At 59.7% G+C, this 18,679-nt stretch carries 8 protein-coding genes; 5 read left to right on the forward strand and 3 right to left on the reverse strand.

The features are described from left to right. Positions 1–2: 2 nt before the first annotated feature. The gene (locus AC1DNW_RS17690) at positions 3–662 is read left to right on the forward strand and encodes a response regulator transcription factor (protein WP_113297288.1); all 660 of its coding nucleotides are present in this window, start codon (positions 3–5) and stop codon (positions 660–662) included. On the opposite strand, the gene AC1DNW_RS17695 is transcribed toward AC1DNW_RS17690, so the two are convergent. Continuing rightward, a complete protein-coding gene (locus AC1DNW_RS17695; RefSeq protein ID WP_477853863.1) occupies positions 659–1,909 on the reverse strand; it encodes a sensor histidine kinase in 1,251 nt (416 codons plus the stop codon). The genes AC1DNW_RS17690 and AC1DNW_RS17695 overlap by 4 nt on opposite strands. Positions 1,910–2,380: 471 nt before the next feature. On the opposite strand from AC1DNW_RS17695, the gene AC1DNW_RS17700 reads away from it, so the two are divergent. The 4 genes from AC1DNW_RS17700 (at position 2,381) to AC1DNW_RS17715 (ending at position 16,161) form a co-directional block, all read left to right on the forward strand. Then, entirely contained in the window at positions 2,381–10,459 is an 8,079-nt protein-coding gene (locus tag AC1DNW_RS17700) for a peroxidase family protein (RefSeq protein WP_477853865.1), read from the forward strand. Positions 10,460–10,531: 72 nt separating this feature from the next. Then, positions 10,532–12,295 (forward strand): type I secretion system permease/ATPase, encoded by a 1,764-nt coding sequence (locus tag AC1DNW_RS17705; protein ID WP_477853867.1) that lies wholly within the window; start codon positions 10,532–10,534, stop codon positions 12,293–12,295. Beyond that, on the forward strand, positions 12,292–14,820 hold the full coding sequence (locus AC1DNW_RS17710; protein WP_477853869.1) for a calcium-binding protein: 2,529 nt from the start codon (positions 12,292–12,294) through the stop codon (positions 14,818–14,820). The genes AC1DNW_RS17705 and AC1DNW_RS17710 overlap by 4 nt, the downstream gene beginning before the upstream one ends. Positions 14,821–14,838: 18 nt before the next feature. After that, entirely contained in the window at positions 14,839–16,161 is a 1,323-nt protein-coding gene (locus AC1DNW_RS17715) for an HlyD family type I secretion periplasmic adaptor subunit (protein ID WP_477853871.1), read from the forward strand. A 212-nt stretch (positions 16,162–16,373) separates the two neighbouring features. Here the strand turns inward: AC1DNW_RS17715 and AC1DNW_RS17720 are convergent, their stop codons facing one another. Both AC1DNW_RS17720 and AC1DNW_RS17725 read right to left on the reverse strand, forming a co-directional pair. Next, positions 16,374–17,006: a hypothetical protein gene (locus tag AC1DNW_RS17720; protein ID WP_113312103.1), complete on the reverse strand. Its 633-nt coding sequence runs from the start codon at positions 17,004–17,006 to the stop codon at positions 16,374–16,376. Positions 17,007–17,556: 550 nt separating this feature from the next. Further along, positions 17,557–18,600 carry a class I SAM-dependent methyltransferase gene (locus tag AC1DNW_RS17725; protein WP_477853874.1) on the reverse strand — a complete coding sequence of 348 codons (1,044 nt, stop codon included), beginning with the start codon at positions 18,598–18,600 and terminating at the stop codon, positions 17,557–17,559. Between the last annotated feature and the right edge of the window lie 79 nt (positions 18,601–18,679).

Consider the following 18,679-nt stretch of genomic DNA (forward strand, 5'->3'; position numbering starts at 1 on the left):
ACATGAGTCCAATCTCGGTAGCGCTAGTTGACGACCACCCTCTGATGCTCGCTGGCCTAACTGAAATCCTTAGAAAGCAACCCACATTTTCTGTTGCGGCAACTGGATCGAGCGCGGACGATATATTGGACATTGGCCTGAGGTTGGCACCTGACGTCTTTGTCGTCGACCTGATGATGCCGGGAAACATTTTCGACGTGATCGCGAAGCTTGTCGAAAAAATCCGAACGAAGATCCTGGTCTTCACGGCAATGACGGGCAGCGATTATGCCGTGCGCGCCCTCAACGCGGGCGCAAGCGGGTATGTCCTCAAAGGAAGCAGCGCACAGGAACTCCTTCAAGCCATCGCGACCGTCCACCGCGGCGACATGTTCATCACCCCTGCATTCGCCTGCAAGGTCATCGAAGAGCTTAAGATAGCCTCCCTCAAAAAGATGACCGGCACGGAAGTAAAGCTCAGCATCCGCGAGGGCCAGATCATCAGAATGCTGCTGCGGGGCTTCACCAATCGGCAGATTGCAGCCGACCTGCAGATCGGCGAGAAGACCGTCAAAAACTACATGACTATCCTCATGCAGAAGTTGAATGCACGAAATCGCCTGGAAGTATTACTGGCCGCGCAGAAGCTTGAGGGCGGCACAGATCCGATCCAACGCCACTAGATACCATTCCCCTCCATCGGCACCACGACCTGAAGCTCCGTTCCGGAGCGCGGACCCCGGCGGATGTCAACGCTGCCGCCAAAAGCCTCAACCCGGTTTCGAATGCCCTGCAGCCCGAGCGGCCTGTGACGGGCTTGGGAATTGCTCACCCCGAGGCCAGGACCATCGTCGGCAATGACGACAGTAATGGCTTGCTGATCTGCTGACGCCGAAACGCGCTGGTCACGGCCGCCGCCATGGCGGAACGCATTGTTGAGCCCCTCCTGCACGACACGGTAAAGACAGATCTTCAAGGGGTGGGCAACACGCTCGGGCAGGCGGTCATACGCCACTGTCACTTTCGATCCCGTCGCATATTCGTGCTGATCGACTGCCATGCGCAGAGCCGCTTCGAGCGGCATATTTTCGATCTCCGGCATGACCAGCCCAGTCGAAAGCTCTCGCAGCTCTGCCAGGACCTGGCTCGCGATGTGAGAGGGAGCAAGATCAGCCTCCGTGACGTCGGCCGCGCTGTCGAAGGTCGTCCTTGCCGGCACGGGCGCATCTGAAGGCCTCCCCAGTTTAAGGATCAACAGGCTGAGCAGCTGGACGGGACCGTCGTGCAGATCGGCACCGATCCGGTTCAGGAGTTGCTCGTTCGATTTCGTCGCATCCATGCGCGCCCTGTCGGCAACCTTGCGAAGCTCGGTATTCTGATCCGCGAGCGCCTGAGCCTCCGTCAGCTGCGCCTTCAGCGTCATCCTCTGATTGGCGATGATATTGCTCGCCCGCCGGACAATGAGGAACAGCAGGGCCATGATGGCCAAAGTCGTTGCGCCGACGATTGCCCATGTCTGACGTTGGACCCGGCCTCGCTGAACGAGGAATTCGGCTGCGTCCTCATAAAGCTCTCCGACAGCGATGATTTCGCGCGTGCCCGAGCGATAGATGGGTGCATAGATTTCAATGAGCGGACGGTCGGTCGTCGGCTCTTCCTCGCCTTCTCCGTCATTGTGACCAGTCTCGAGCTGCGCAACAACCCGACCTGTGAAAGCCCGCTTGATATCGGCCGACGGGAAGGCTTTTCCGATAAGAGATTTATCGGTGCTGTAGATCACCATCCCGTCGTTGCGCCAGATCCTGAAGCCTTCGACTCGTCGCGCAAGATCAGTCCCGATCAAAAGATCGTCCAATTCCTTGCGACGGGATTCCGCGACCTGCAGGTTGCTTGCCGATCCCTCGACGTGACGGGCCAGAAAACCCTCCATGTAGAGGGCTCCGGATTCGGCCCGGCTCCTCAGCTGATTTGCGGCAATCTGGCTTGTCAGCCACTCACCAAGGATGGCCATCGAACTACAGATGATCAACCCCGCCACAATCAGGAACTGCTTCGTTAAATCAATGCCTTGCCAGTATCCTAGTATGCCGGATTTCTCGCCGCCGAGGCTCTTCCTGAAAGGGACGTAAGTCACATTTATTTCCGGGTCTAAAGTCCCGACCTCCCGAAGACCAAAGTCCGTGAATGTCAGCGGACCTTTGGAACTATCCCCTGGCCTTGCCTGAAGACATTATCTGATCGTCGCAGACAATGCTGAAGATTTTCTATTGGCTTTCGCAATCTCATCTCCGGAACCCCAGTAGAAAATGTGCCGCAGAGCAGACGATGCCTGCGAATGCAGGGACGGGAAAAGCATTGCCGGAACGATACCGTTTTCTGGACAATCCAAGGGGGGAATAAAATGGTCACCTATATTCGATCGGATCTCGATTTCATCCTGAAACAGATCAAAATCGCGGAAGCGGACGCCGCCTTCCGGCAAGGCATATCGACCGGCGATCCGAACAACGTCGCAAAGCCGTTGTTCGGCCCCGGCGGGTCTATCCCGACCTACAACCTTTCCTGGGGCCTGCGCACCGTCGACGGTACCTACAATAATCCGCTGCATCCGGAATGGGGTGCTGCCGACAATGAGTTCCCGGAACCCCTTGGCACTCAGTTCAAGACGATCATGGTGCCCGCCGGGGCCGGTGGCGCTTTGGTGCCCGTCTCATACAACCCGACGGCCGACAACGATGGCCCCGGCCCGTCCGTCGCGGGCGACGTCTTCGACCCCACAGTCCGCACCATCTCAAACCTGATCGTTGATCAGACGCTCGGAAATCCCTCCGCGATCCTGACGGCTCTGCAGCGCGCCGGCATCGTTCCCGCAGCGCAGCAGATGACAGTCACCGCTCAGATCTCAGCCGCTTATGAACCGCTCAAGCCATTGTTCAACGCTGTCGGCACAGCCGAGCGGCTGAACGCCGAGGCCCAGGCAGCAGCATCTGCCAGCCCCAATAATCAAGCTCTACAGGATGCCGCGGCAGCAACTGCTGCGGACCTCGCTGACGCGCAGGCGGCTCTCGATGCCCAGGATGATGCTTTGGTCGCGTTGCTGGATGCCAACGGCGTCGAGCTCGATGGCGTCAATGTCGTCATCACCAATGCCGCGCCGGATGAAGGCCTCTCGGCACCGTTCAATTCCTGGTTCACCCTGTTCGGCCAGTTCTTCGACCACGGTCTCGACCTCGTCGCCAAGGGCGGCAACGGCACCGTATTCATTCCGCTGATGGAAGACGATCCGCTTTTTGTTCCGGGCAGCAACACCAACTTCATGGTGCTGACCCGCGCTACCCTTGCCGGCCCGGGCGCCGACGGCATCATGAATGATGACCCTCTAACGGCAGTTAACGAAGCCGCCGACAATACCGATCGTCCCGTAAACACGACGACCTCGTTCGTCGACCAGAACCAGACCTATACGTCTCATCCATCTCATCAGGTCTTCCTCCGCGCCTACACGCTCAACGCTGCCGGCGAGCCGGTCTCGACGGGCAAGCTCATCGAGGGCGGCAATGGCGGCATGGCGACCTGGGCTGATCTCAAGGCGCAGGCTGCTGATTTCTTGGGGATCCAGCTTCTCGATGCCAATGTCGGCAATATTCCATTGCTGGCCACCGACCCCTATGGCGAATTCATCCGAGGCGCCAATGGCTATCCTCAGATGGTAACAGCTACGGGCCTCGTCGAAGGCGACCCGAATGCCAATGGTGGATTGGGCGTCCTCGTTCCGGCGAATGCTATCCTTACAGGCCATGCCTTCCTGGCCGACATCGCGCATAATGCCGTGCCGGGCGGACTGGCCGATGGCGACATCGAGATCGGTCTTGAAAACCCCGGCAACGAGCCTGGTGTCTACGACAACGAGTTGCTCGATGCGCATTATGTCGCCGGCGACGGCCGTGCCAACGAAAATATCGGCCTGACGGCGGTGCACCATGTGTTCCATTCGGAACACAACCGGCTGGTCGAGCATACTCAGGAGGTGGTGCTTGCAGACGCCATTGCGATGCTGGCTGACGGCTCTTCGCAGGCTGAGGCTGTGGCCTTCCTGAACGAATGGCTGATCGATGATGTCGCTGCGGTTCCCGCCACCGGAGCAGGCCTTGTCTGGGACGGCGAGCGGCTCTTCCAGGCCGCCAAGTTCGGTACCGAGATGCAGTATCAGCACCTCGTTTTCGAAGAGTTCGCCCGCAAGATCCAGCCGAATATCAACGTATTCCTGGTTCCGGACGGGTTCGACGTTACGATCGATCCCTCGATCGTCGCCGAGTTCGCCCATGTGGTCTACCGCTTCGGGCACTCGATGCTGACGGAATCGATCGATCGCTTCGATCCGAACTTCAACCCTGACCATATCGGTCTGATCGAAGGCTTCCTCAATCCGCTGCAGTTCGAAAACAATGGCGGCACAACGACTGCCGATGCCAATGTCGCAGCCGGCGCCATCGTCCGCGGCATGACACGCCAACCCGGTAACGAGATCGACGAGTTTGTCACCAGTGCGCTGCGCAACAACCTGCTCGGCCTGCCGCTCGATCTTGCGACCATCAACCTGGCGCGTGGCCGTGATACCGGCGTGCCATCGCTGAACGTGGCCCGCACGCAGTTCTACAACGCCACCAACCAGGATGTCTTGCTCAAGCCCTATGAGAGCTGGGTCGATTTCGCCGGCCATCTGAAGCATGAGGCCTCGATCATCAACTTCGTCGCGGCCTACGGCACACATTCACTGATTGACGGCCAGACGACACTTGAAGGCAAGCGTAACGCGGCGCTCACCATCATAACCGGCGTGTCGGTCGGCGGACTTGAAGTCCCGCTAGATCGCCTCGACTTCCTCAACGCGGCCGGAGCCTATGCCGGCGGCACACTTGGCGGTCTCAACAATGTCGATCTCTGGATCGGCGGCTTGGCGGAAGCGATCATGCCCTTCGGCGGCATGCTCGGCTCGACCTTCAACTTCGTCTTCGAAATGCAGATGGAAAAGCTGCAGAACGGCGACCGCTTCTACTATCTGCAGCGCCTCGATGGCCTGCACCTGTTCGGTGAGATGGAGAACAACTCCTTCGCCGCCATGATCATGCGCAATACCGACGCCACCCATCTGCCGTCTGACGTGTTCTCGACCCCCGGTCTCATTCTCGAGGTCAACCAGGCCCGGCAGTTCAACGATCTCGATGGCGACGGCACTCTGGAGAGCACTGATCCGCTCGGCGACGGCATCCTCACGCAGCTTGTCATCCGCAACAATCCGGCGACCGTCGGCCCGGACACCAACTACCTGCGTTATACCGGGGGCGATCATGTGGTCATGGGCGGCACGGAAGCCAATGACACCATAATCGCGGGTATCGGTGACGACACGCTGTTCGGCGACGGCGGCAACGACCGGCTGGAAGGCGGGTTCGGCAACGACATCATCAACGGTGGCGACGGCGACGACATCATCGTCGACAGCGGCGGCGACGACAATATCAAGGCCGGCAAGGGCAACGACGTGGTTCACGCCGGGCCTGGTCTCGACCTGGTGATGGGCAATGACGGCCAGGATTTCATCTTCCTGGGTACGGACATGGGCTCGGAAGTCTTCGCCGGTACCGGCAACGACTTCATTTACGGTAACAAGAATGCCGAACGCATCCTCGGCAACGAGGGCAATGACTGGATCGAAACAGGCACGTTCGACGGTGCGCCTGGCGACAATTTCGACGAAATCTTCTCGCATGACGAGATCGACGGCCATGACGTGTTCCTGGGTGATGGCGGCTTCGACGAGTTCATCGGTGAAGGCGGCGACGATATCTTCGTCGGCAGCGCCGGCCGCGGCAAGATGGTGGGCATGTCCGGCTTTGACTGGGCGACCTACAAGGACAACCCGAACTTCGTGAACGCCGATCTATCGATCCCGATCGTCTTCGACGAGGCCCCGACACTGCCGCAGAATGCCGCGCTCGATGAGTACGAGTCGGTCGAGGGTCTGTCGGGGACAAGGTTCGGCGACGTCCTGACCGGCACGAACACTCTTGCGGCTGAGCGGCTCCCCGCTCTTCAGGGCGGTACCGAAGGCTATCAGGGTAGCGCCCTCGACGCTGAAGGCATCGCCCTTATCAGAGGCCTGCAGGATATTCTGGGCGCCGGCGTCACGGCATTCAGTGCCGGCGACATCATTCTCGGCGGTGATGGCAGCGACACCATGAAGGGCCTTGCCGGCGACGACATCATCGATGGCGACAAGTGGCTCGACGTGCAGATCGGTGTCTTCGCGCCAGCCGACACGGAACATACGGGCGAGCCGATCGCGCTACACAACAGCATGACGACATTGGCAGCCGCGATGTTCAACGGCTCGATCAATCCTGGTCAGCTGGCGATCGTGCGAACCATCCGGACCGACACGACGGCCGGTGATGTCGACACTGCAGCGTTCCAGGGCGCGCGGGCCGATTATACGTTTGGTGCGACTGCTGATGGGCAGGTGACCGTCACCGACGTTACCGAGCTCAACCTCGATGGCTCCGACCGGCTGCGAAACGTCGAGCGTTTGCAGTTCACCGATGGCACCGTCGGCATCATCGTCGGCACCGAAGGGAACGACGTTCTCAACGGCACCACCGGTGACGACCTGATGCTGGGCCTCGGCGGCAACGACGTCCTGAACGGCGGCGATGGCAACGACATCCTCGTCGGCGGCCCCAGCACGGCCGGCACCTCGGGCACGTATGCCGATAATTTCAACAACACCGTCCTGAATGGGTCGAGCGGAACTGCGGCATGGGCCACGCCGTGGGTTGAGACTGGAGACAACGGCAATACGAATAGCGCTTCGGCAGGCCAGATCCGCATTGACGACGGCACCAATGAGTTGCGCCTGCGCGATGATGACAATGATCCAGGCAACGGCACCGCGATGATCACGCGATCCTTCAGTCTGTCGGGTGCATCGAGCGCCACCATAAGCTATGACTATAATGAGAGCGGCTTCGACGCGGGAGAAACGGTCACGGTTCTCTTTGCCGCCGACGGCGTCAACTTCACACAGACGATTCAGACCATAACCGGCGCGACCAACGCAGGACCGATCAACAACTTGCCCTTGAACGGACCGTTCGGTGCCAATTCGGCAATCAGGTTCGTGGTGGCCGGCACGAACAATAGCGGCGACTTCGTCGGTATCGAAAACCTGTCGATCGCCTTCTCCAGTGCCACCGAGACCCTGAACGGCGGCGCCGGCAATGACACCTACGTCATCAATCTCGGCGACGGGATCGACGTCATCAACGAAACCGCCGGCACCGACCGCATCACGGTTGGAGGAACCGTGCCGCCGGCACTGCCGGCCTCGCTGACCGGGCTCAACATGTTCGAAGTGACCGCCGGGGGCGGCAACGACGACCTGGTGATCCAGTTCAACGGCCAGCAGGCCACTGTTACCGATCACTTCGACACAGCCGGCGAAGCGGTGGAGTTCATCAACTTCAACGGCAGCACGTTCGAAGGCTATGTTCTCACCGGCGACTATGCCTTGAGCACGGATGATAACGGCGAGCGCACAGCGGCGGTCGGCGTCAACACGGCGCTCGCAGGCACGACGGCTAACGATACCCTGACCGGCAATACCGGCTTCGACCTGCTGTTCGGCCATGACGGCAATGATACGCTCAATGGCGGGCTCGGTGAGGATCTGCTGGTCGGTGGCATCGGCAACGACACGCTCGACGGCGGCGACGATATCGACACGTTGGTTGGCGGTGCCGGCAACGACACCTATATCGACGATACCGGCGAGGATCTGATCATTGAGGCCGCCGGCGGCGGAACCGATACGATCGCGACGACGGCAGCACTTTACACAATGGCGGCCTTCGCCAATGTCGAAAACCTGACCTACACGGGTGTCGACGCCGACCAATTCGTCGGTACCGGCAACGACGGCAACAACGTCATTACCGGCGGCGATCTCGCCGACACGCTGACGGGGCTTGGCGGGAATGACACACTGAACGGCGGTCTCGGCGCTGACACCATGCTGGGCGGTGTCGGGGACGACATCTATGCCGTCGATGATGTCGGCGACGTGGTAACGGAACTGGCGGCTGGCGGTACGGACCGTGTCGACGCAAGCGTCGACTACACGCTGGGGGCGGAGGTGGAAAACCTCAATCTCATTGGCGCGGCGGTCACTGGCCGCGGCAACACGCTCGCCAATACGATCAACGGCAATGGTGCCGCCAACCAGCTCTTCGGTGGTGGCAACAACGATACGCTCAATGGTGCCGCCGGCAGTGACCTGCTCGACGGCGGCGACGGCAACGACACGCTCAATGGCGGTGACGACAACGACACCATCATCGGTGGTGCCGGCAACGACACGATCGACGTAGGCGGCGGCGTCAACACCATCATCTACAATTCGACCGGCTTCGGGGCCGACATCGTCAACAGCTTCGACGCCACCGGCGGTACGCCGGCAACCCAGGATCGCATCGACCTCAGCGGATTGGGCGTAACGGCGGCGAACTTTGCCAACCGGGTGTTCGAATCCGCGAGCGGCGGCAATACGATCATCACCATCCGCGAGAACGGACCGGCCTCGGCGATCCAGGGCACAATCCAGATCAACGGTGTCAACAATGCCGGCATTGATGTCTCCGACTTCACGCTCGCGACTGCCGGCAATGTGATCAATGGCGGCGCAGCCGGCCAGACACATAACGGCACTGCCGGTGCCGACACGATCAACGCCCTCGGCGGCAACGATACAGTCAATGCTGGGGCAGGCAACGACATCGTCAACGGTGGCACTGGCAACGACGTCGTCAATGGCGACGCCGGTGACGACACCTTCAACTGGAATGCCAACAATGCGACGGCAGCATCGCTGGCCAATTCCGATGGCCGTGACATCGTCAATGGCGGCACGGAGGGTCAGGCTGGAGACACGTTCGTGATAACCGGCAATGGCGCCGTTGCGGAGACCTACCGTATCTATACCCGCGCCGCATGGGATGCTCTCGCCGGCAATAACGGCGCAAGCCTCAATGCCGCAACCGAGATCGTTATTACGCGGGGAGCCAATACCGATTTCGCCACCTCGGTCATCGCCGAGCTACGCGAAATCGAGGAGATCCGGATCAACGGGGTCGATCCGTCCGGACCCGGTTCTTCCGGCGGCGACACATTCGAGGTGATCGGCAACTTCGCCGGGACGAGTTTGCGGCTGAACACCATCACCATCGACGGCAACGCCGGTGATGATACCATCGATATTTCGGCTCTGACTTCGGCCCATCGCATCGTGTTCCGCTCGAACGGCGGCAATGATACGATTGTCGGCACCTTGCGGCCGCAGGATGTTATCGAACTGCCAGCGGGCACGACCGCCGATGATTACGAGATCACGACCGATGCAAACGGCGTGACGACGATGACAGGCAGCCAGCACAGCATTCGCTTCACGAGCGAGGGCGGCCTGCCGCAATTCAACGACCCTGCCGATGACGATGTTGATACGCCGCCGCCAGCACCCCCGACTCCCGAAACAGCAGCGGGAACCACTGTTGTCGGTACTGCTGCCGCCGATGTGCTTCTTGGTACGGCAAGCGGAGAAATGATCGTCGCATTCGCCGGCAATGACGTGGCCACCGGCGGTGCCGGCAGCGACATCATGCGCGGAGATGACGGTGACGATCTCCTCAGCGGGGAAGCCGGAAACGACATGGTCTTCGGGGGTGCCGGAAATGACGACCTGTTTGGCGGCGACGGCAATGACATGATCTATGGCGACGCTGGAGCAGACCGAGTCTTCGGCGATGCCGGCGACGACATGATCCAGACTGGTGCCGGCAACGACACCGCCCATGGTGGCAGCGGCAATGATATGTTCATCGCCGAAGCCAGCGACGGCGATGATGTCTACTATGGCGATGCCGGCAGCGACACGCTGGATATGGCGGCGATCACCGCCAACCTGACGGTCGACCTCGGAAGCGGCTTCATGGGCAGAGGAAGTGCATCCAGCAGTCAATCGGGCAACGATACACTCTGGAACATCGAGAATGTCGTCACGGGCTCCGGAAACGACACGATCACTGCCAATGCGTCAGTCAATCTCATCGACGGCGGGGCCGGAAACGACAAGTTCGTGTTCCTCTCCGAAAAGGATGCCGACGGCGATACGATCCTCGGCTTCCAACCGGGGGACAAGATCGACCTGAGTGGCTCGGACGCCAACAACGGCGTCTCCGGCAATCAGGCCTTCACGCTGATAGCGGGCTCCACGCTTAGCGGTGCTGCCCAACTGATCGTCACGCACGAGACGCGTGACGACGGCGACTACACCGTGGTGCAGGGAAGCGTCGACGGTGACAGCAGCGCCGAACTTCGCCTCAGCATCAAGGGGAACCACAACCTCACCACTACGGACTTCAACCTGTAAAGCGCGAAATGCGGCGTGCCGGCCTCTCCGGCACGCCGCATAGTCCAATATTAGCAAGAAGTGGTGAATGACATGCGCCCTAAAACTCCGTTGACCGGCACCAAGCGCAAACAGATCGAGAAACTCACCCACGGACTGAGAGGAATTTTTGTATTCCTCTTCATCACGTCCGGGGTGATCAACGTTCTCGCGCTGACCGGCTCCTTCTACATGCTGCAGATTTATGACCGCGCCCTGACCAGTGGCAGCGTTCCGACCCTGCTTGGGCTATCGGCACTGGCGATCGGCCTCTACCTGTTCCAGGGTTTTTTCGACATCATCCGGTCGCAAATTCTGGTGCGCATGGGTGCAAGGCTCGATAGCCGGATCGCACCCATGGCGCATCAGGTCGCAATCGACATGCCCCGCTTCGGCTTCTCGACAGCCGAAGCGCTCGAACGCGGGCGCGATGTCGATACGGTGCGCTCGTTCCTCGGCAGCCAGGGACCGATCGCCCTGTTCGACCTGCCCTGGGTGCCCCTCTACCTGGTCTTCGTCTACATGCTCCACCCCTATCTCGGTGCGCTCACCTTCGCCGGCGCCTTCATCCTCTCGATGCTGACGATCATGACGGAACTGATGACCCGCCGGCTGGCAAGCGCTACCCACAAGTCGGGGATAGAACGCAACGCGATCGCCGATTCCAATGCCCGCAACGCCGACATCCTCAAAGCGATGGGATTTGCGGAGCGTGCAGTCGATCGTTTCAACCGCGCCAATCAGGACCATCTTGAGTTGCAGACACGCACGAACGACATCAGTGGCACGTTCGGCGCGATATCCCGTGTGCTTCGCATGATCCTGCAGTCGGCTGTCCTCGGCCTCGGCGCGTGGCTGACGATCCAGGGCGAGCTATCGGCAGGTGCAATTATTGCGGCGTCTGTTGCCTCGGCACGTGCTCTCGCACCTGTCGATCTGGCAATCGGAAACTGGAAGGGCTTTGTCGCCGCCCGGACAGCCTTCAACAGATTGAAGGAGACGGTGATTGCCCTCTCGGGCACCGTCCCGCCCATGCAATTGCCGGCGCCCACGCACTCGCTGAAGGTCGAAAAAATAACCGTCGCGGCACCCGGCTCCGGACGGGTTCTGCTCAGCGAAGTCAGTTTCGAGATCGCAGCGGGACAGGCGCTTGGCATCATCGGTCCGAGCGGCGGCGGCAAGACGACGCTCGCACGCGCCCTGACGGGCGTCTGGCCGACCCTTCGTGGCAGCGTCAGGCTTGACGATGCCGAACTCACGCAATGGTCGGACACCGATCTTGGCCAGCATGTCGGCTACTTGCCGCAGGATGTGGCGCTCCTGGATGCGACGATCGAAGAAAACATCTCGCGCCTCGAGCCGCAGGTCGATCCCCGCGCGATCGTCGAAGCCGCTCAGACGACGGGCATTCATGAAATGGTCGTGCGTATGACCGATGGCTATCGCACCGCACTCGGACCTCAAGGCATCTCGCTTTCGGCCGGGCAGCGGCAGCGCATCGGCCTGGCGAGAGCGCTCTATCGCAATCCTTTCATCGTGGTCATGGATGAGCCCAATTCGAATCTCGACGGCGAGGGCGAAATGGCGCTCACCCAGACGATCAAAGCGGTTCGGGCCAGAGGCGGCATCGCAATCGTCATCGCTCACCGGCCGAGCGCACTCGCGGCCGTCGACATGGTTGCCGTTATCCAGAATGGAAAGATGGTAGCGTTCGGACCCAAGGACGACATCCTCAAACCATCGGTAGCGGACACTGGCAGCAAACCTGCGGCCGCAACACAGGTCGGCTCGCGCATCATGGCGAGGATGTCGGAATGATCGAGGTAAAGGGAACAAAAACCGCCAAGGAGCAGGACGATTCGCACGATCGCTATGTCTTCAAGAATGAGGACAAGCTCTCGAAAGTGCCGATGTTCATGACGCTCTTTCTGACCGGATTCGCGCTCTATTTGAAGAGTGCACTGTCAAACCAGCCGGAGGGCCTTCCGCTGGGAGAGACGGGACCGAGGCCGGCCCCGGATCCTCATGAGGGGCTGCTGCCGATCGATCCCATCTCCACTGGCGCTGTCGCGCCGGGAGACGCCGAAGAGCAAGAAAAGGCGCCAACTGGAAAGAAGGGTGGCGTGCAACTCTCCAATTACAGGAATGCCATAAGTCATCCGCTGGACGACTCTCCGCCTATCGAATTCAACAGGCTCAACCTGCCAAGTCTAAGCCTCCTGAAAACATCGGGTGGAGTTTCGGTGTCCTTCCACGCATCAAACGACAATGCCTGGACGGCTTCGAGACCGATATCGACAGCTCCCTTCCGCATTTCCAAAGACAATGCCTGGACAGGCCCCAACCAGGCCTCAGAGGCATCCCCTGAACCAGACGACGTCAAGCCTCCGCCCGCGCCTGTCCAGCAGGAAAAAGCGCCCAATCGCGCGCCGCGTACCGGCAGTCCCGTCACGCTCGCCGATGTCTCGGGTTGCGCAATCGCGTTGATCGGTCTTGCCGATCTCCTGCGAGGGACCCTCGATCCCGATGGTGACGTGCTGTCCGTCAAGGATATTACTGTCTCTTCCGGCAAACTCGTACAGACCGCTGGCGGATGGACATATCAGGCCGAGGCCCTCGGCCCAGTGACCATCAATTATCAGATTACCGACGGCATGGCCTCCATCGTGCAAACCGCCAGTTTCTCCGTCGTCAAGCCCGCGCCCGTTACCGGCACGACTGGCGACGACCTGTTGGTCGGCACCAGTTGCGGCGACGACATCGACGGACTGGCCGGCAATGACAATATCGACGCCAAAGACGGCAACGATACTGTCAACGCCGGCGATGGAAATGACAACATTGTCGCGGGCAGTGGCAATGACACGGTCTTTGCGGGCGACGGCAATGACATCGTTCTCGGCGGCCTGGGCGACGACCACATCTTTGGAGGTGCCGGCAACGACCGCCTGTACGGCGAAGAGGGCCGCGACAGCATCTTCGGTGACGCCGGCGACGATCTGCTGAGCGGCGGCGGCGATAGCGACATCCTTCATGGTGGCGACGGCAATGATACCCTGAACGGGGACGCTGGGAACGACGTTCTGCAGGGTGAAGGGGGCAACGACGGCCTGTTCGGCGGCGATGGTGACGATATCCTTCTCGGTGAAACAGGCATCGACACCCTCAATGGCGGCACGGGGAACGACTTCCTGAGCGGGGGCAGCGACCAGGACACAGTCAAGGGAGATGACGGCAACGACACCGTTGCCGGTGATGCTGATGGTGTGGACGACAGCTATGACGGAGGAACCGGGACTGACACACTCGATTATTCGGCACTTGCCGAGGCGGTGGCAATCAATCTGGCTGATGGCAGTGCGTCCGGCATCGAGATCGGCAACGACACGATCTCCAATTTCGAAATCGTTCGCGCCGGTGCGAGCGATGACTCGGTGACCGGCAGTGCAGAAGCCGAGGAAATGCATGGCAACGCCGGGGATGATTGTCTCCGCGGCGGTGAGGGTGCGGACCTTGTGAACGCCGGTGATGGCGACGACGTTGTTACAGGCGACCTCGATTGTGCCGCAGACAGCTATGACGGCGGAAGCGGCATAGACACGCTCGATTATTCTGCCGCTGTCATGTCTGTTGTCGTCGATCTCAATGCTGCGAATGCAACCGGTCAGGAGATCGGCGTTGACGGGATCAGCAACTTCGAAATCATCAAGACTGGCGATGGTGACGATGTGCTGCGCGACGGAGATGCCGCCGAATGCCTCTCGGCCGGAGGCGGCGATGATGTCGTCGTCGCGGCGGCCGATGCGTCGGATGACGATTTCCGCGGGGGCGATGGGTTCGACGCGATCGACTACTCGCAGGCCGCCCATGCTGTGCTCATCGACTTGAACACGGGCACGGCCACCGGCTTCGATGTGGGTCATGATGCGATCGGGGGCTTTGAAAAGGTCGTCGGTGGTGCCGGCGACGACATTATCCGCGCTGGTCCGATGGCCGCTGTCGTCGAAGGCGGTGCGGGCGAGGACACGTTCGAGTTCTGCATTCCTGCCGGCGAGAACAGCGCCGCTGTCGTCCACCAGATTCTGGATTTCATGGTGGGCGACCGCATCGACGTGTCCAAGTACAAGATCTTCGACGAGGTCATGGACGGTCTGGAGGACCGCTTCGAGGAAATCTACGGCGACAAGGCCGATGCCGAACCTTTGCCGATCCGCGTTCGTCATGAGGGAACGGACGATATGAGCCGAACCTTCATCGAAGTCGATATGGACAAGGATCAACATTACGAAATGACGATCAATCTGACGGGGCACCATCTCCTCGTTATCGTCGAAAACACCTGATGGGCGGGGAGAAGAGACATGCTTCAAAAACAGCCAAACACCCAGCCTCGGCACTCGCCCGAGACGAACAACATGTTCCCTGTCACTACGCGTGTTCTTGCCGGCGTAGCGGTTGGCTTCCTGCTCTTCGCAGGCGCCGGCGGATGGGCGGCGACGACACAGTTGCGCGGCGCGGTCATCGCATCGGGTATCATCAAAGTCGATCGAAATCTGAAGTCGATCCAGCATCGGGATGGCGGCATCGTCAGCGAAATCGCCGTCAAGGAGGGTGACATCGTCACGAAAGGGCAGATCATGCTGCGCCTCGACGACGCCCAGACGCGCGCCGAACTCTCGATCGTCAAGACGCAGCTCGTCGAATTGACGGGACGCCAGGCGCGGCTGATCGCCGAGCGAGACAATCAGGACGAAGTCGAGTTCGCGCCGGCCTTTGTCGCTGAGTTTCCATTGATCTCAACTGGCGAGCGCCGCCTGTTCGATGGGAACCGCCGCAACAGGCAAAACCAGAAACAACAGCTCCAATACGGAATATCTCAGCTCGAAGAGGAACTGAAAGGCCTGATCGCCCAGTATGATGCAAAGGACGACGAACTCGAACTGGTGCGAACCGAACATGGCAAGATCAAAGGCCTTGCAGACAAGAAGCTCATCGATACGTCCCGCAAATACTTCATCGACCGCGAACTCGCGAAGCTGACGGGTGAGAGTGGGGAGATCCAGGCCAATATTGCGCGGTCGAGAGCCCGGATGAGCGAAATCCGGGTTCAGATCATCGCCATTGATGAGGCGGCCCGCACCGAGGCTCAGCGCGAACTGAGCATTGTCGAGCCGAAATTGTCTGAATTGCGTGAACGGCGCATCGCTGTCGAGGATCGGCTGGCGCGAACCGATATCCGGGCGCCACTATCGGGAACAGTGAACGAGCTTTTCGTCCATACAATCGGCGGAGTCATTACGCCTGCGGAGAAACTGGTGACGCTTGTGCCGGCCGATGCCGCATTGAAGATAGAGGCCAGACTGTCTCCCACCGATATCGACCAGGTATTCATCGGTCAGGAGGCACGGATGCGTTTCTCCGCCTTCAACCAGCGCGCAACACCCGAGCTTGACGGTAGCATCGCCTATGTCTCCGCGGCGACAAGCACCGACCCGGCGACGGGCCAGATCTTCTATCTTGCAGACGTCGCCGTGCCTGCGAGCGAGCTTGCCAAACTCGGCAACAACAGGCTTCTTCCGGGCATGCCGGTCGAAGTTTTCGTTTCAACGCAAGAGCGGACCGCGATATCGTTTTTCGCCAAGCCGCTCTCGGATCAATTCAACCGTGCGTTCCGCGAAGAGTAATTTTGCTATGATCTTCGAGCTGAATTTGCGCGAGTAGCGTCTAGATTTTTCCGGTTGATTGCCGCCGAAAGTGAGCGGCAATTCCAGTTGATGAGAAGTCATCTGAGTGGTGTGTTGGCGCGAAGGCTCACTTGGCCAACCCACTGAAGCGTTCCGCAAACGGATGCCCTGAACTTCGGCGCACCCGGAGCGGAGACCGGACGGCGAAGACCTCACCGGAGGAGTCCATCGATATCGAATTCGTCCCAGCCGCGAAGCTTCGCGGCGGGATCGTCAGAGTTTCCTTTGGACGCCCTAGACGCCTTGGCCGCCTTCTTCAGTGACCGGGTCAGCTTCGCCTTGTAGGCAGCCTGTCGCCGGTTCTCCGCAGCGGCGGTCGCGTCTTTTTCGCGCCATTCATCGACGACGGCGCGGTCCAGCAGGTCCTCCACGACACGCGGATCGAAGACGTGGAAAGTAATCTGCCTGGCGCGGCCACTCAGCCTCACCGTGCGCGTTCCTGCGCTCGGAAGACGGCCGTCCTTCAGCCAGCGATGCCTCTCACTCGCGGAAATAGCCAGGATGTCCTGGATTTCGCGCGGAATGACCGGCAGGCTTTCGATGCCCTCCAGCGCCTTGGTTATGGTCGCTGCTGTCGAAGAGAACTCCTCTTCGCAGTCTTCTGCCATTCCCAAAATCAGTGCCATTCCATTCACATCGAGCGATTTCCGCACTGCTAAAGGCAGGCCCGCTCGAATTTCCAGAAGGATGCCCTTGGCGCGAACGGCCGATCCGAACGTGGCTGCCGGCGGGAGCCTCCACATTTCGGTAAGTGCGGGTGTGTCATTGATTTTCTGTTTCGGCATCTCGTCTAGATGGGTTTCGCGTTGTTCAGCGTCAACAACGAGGGAAGGTCATCGTTCCCCTATCCCCGTCGAACTCCGAGCAATAAAAAAGGCCGGGGCGAAATCGCACCGACCTTCTCAACATCGCTCTTCACACCAGTGCCAGTACATCCGTGGTCAAAAGCAGATTAGCGACTTCGGCTATCGCGAACGCTCCTGTGGAGCACTCACCAGCGATGCCGATGGGCACCATATGGCCCTTGATCGTGTTCGATTCAAGTCCACGGCGTGAAGTTATTGCGGGTTAGGCGGCCCCCTGCTGCCGGTTTGCAGGAGAGACATTCGCGATATCGCGATTGCGGTGTACCGGGTTTTGAGGATCCGTGCGAATTCGCCCATGCTCACCTTGCCCCACGCAGGAGCAGACGGATCAGCAGGTCCTTTTAAGCTTCGCTCATCGTCAGGTCGTTCATGGCGATTTCTTTCATCAAGATCGACGTCCCAACATGCAGGCTGCGACATCGCCGGACGGGGCGCATCGGATTTGGTGAAGCGCCCGACCCGTCGAGGCTTAGGACAGCTTCCTGATGGTGCTGTAAATGATGTTGCGGTTGGCACCGAACCAGACCGTCTTCTCAACGGTGTTTTCCGGCGCACTGCCATCGGCAATACGCCACATGTCGGCCTCGGACCGCTGGAGGAGTTCCCAGTTCATATAGGATTCCATGTATCCGTCATCGGCCATCTCATCGGAGAAGTTGGCAAATAGGAAGACGCCACCCGGTTTCAGCATTTCCATGCAAATCTGCGTCAGTCGGATTGCTACTTTATCGGTGAGGTAATCATACAATCCTGCTGCGTAGATTAGATCGAAGGTGCCAATCTGATGCTTTCGCGCGAGCAAGGCGCGTACGGATCCATTGATAGGCTCGACGGAAGTCCCATGGAATTGACGCGAGATCGAGCGGATACTTTCAGGGTCCTGATCAAGAGCAACCCAGCGTTTAAGGCGGCCTTCTGCAAGTGCTTTTGATGCCTCCGCTTCGCGAAGGTGACCGGCGGCGACGGCCAGGACTTCGGTATCCGAACCCGTTCGCGCAGCGGTCTCGTCAACATAGCGGGTCAGGATGTCGCGACGTTCCCTCACGGCTACCGGGCCGGGAGCGTTTATAGTGTATTCGAAGATATCCAGACCAAGAGGGGTGGACCTGGCCACTTCTTCGGCCACCGCCGGATGCCCATAAATAAAGTCTATAAGACTGGCATCACCGGAATAGCCGCGAGGTTTTTCAAAAGACCAGCGAGTGAACGGGCACTGCTGCAAAATCTCTGCCGAGGGATGGGCCTGAATAATCGGGATGAGCCTCTGCCACACTGCAGCGCCGAATTTTTGACGGACGTCATGGAGCTGACCAATCAACCACCTGACTGCATCAAACAGGTTTTTGCCCGCGGCGAGCCGCTGCATTGCAATGCTGACGACAATCGCAAACTCAGCCTCCGCAGTTCTCAGGAGGTCTGGTTCATTATCCTGGTTAGGTGAAGGGAAGTTATTGCTGACGGACTGCGGTGTGATCAAGCTTTGGCCATCAAGGGAGAAAAGGGGCTGAGCCACGGAACCTCACTGGTGAATAAAGATTTAAAACATCGTGTAAAATCCTCAACAGTCTCACGAAGGTCAAGCGTTAAGGTTG

The organism is Rhizobium sp. 05L429 (genome assembly GCF_056397645.1).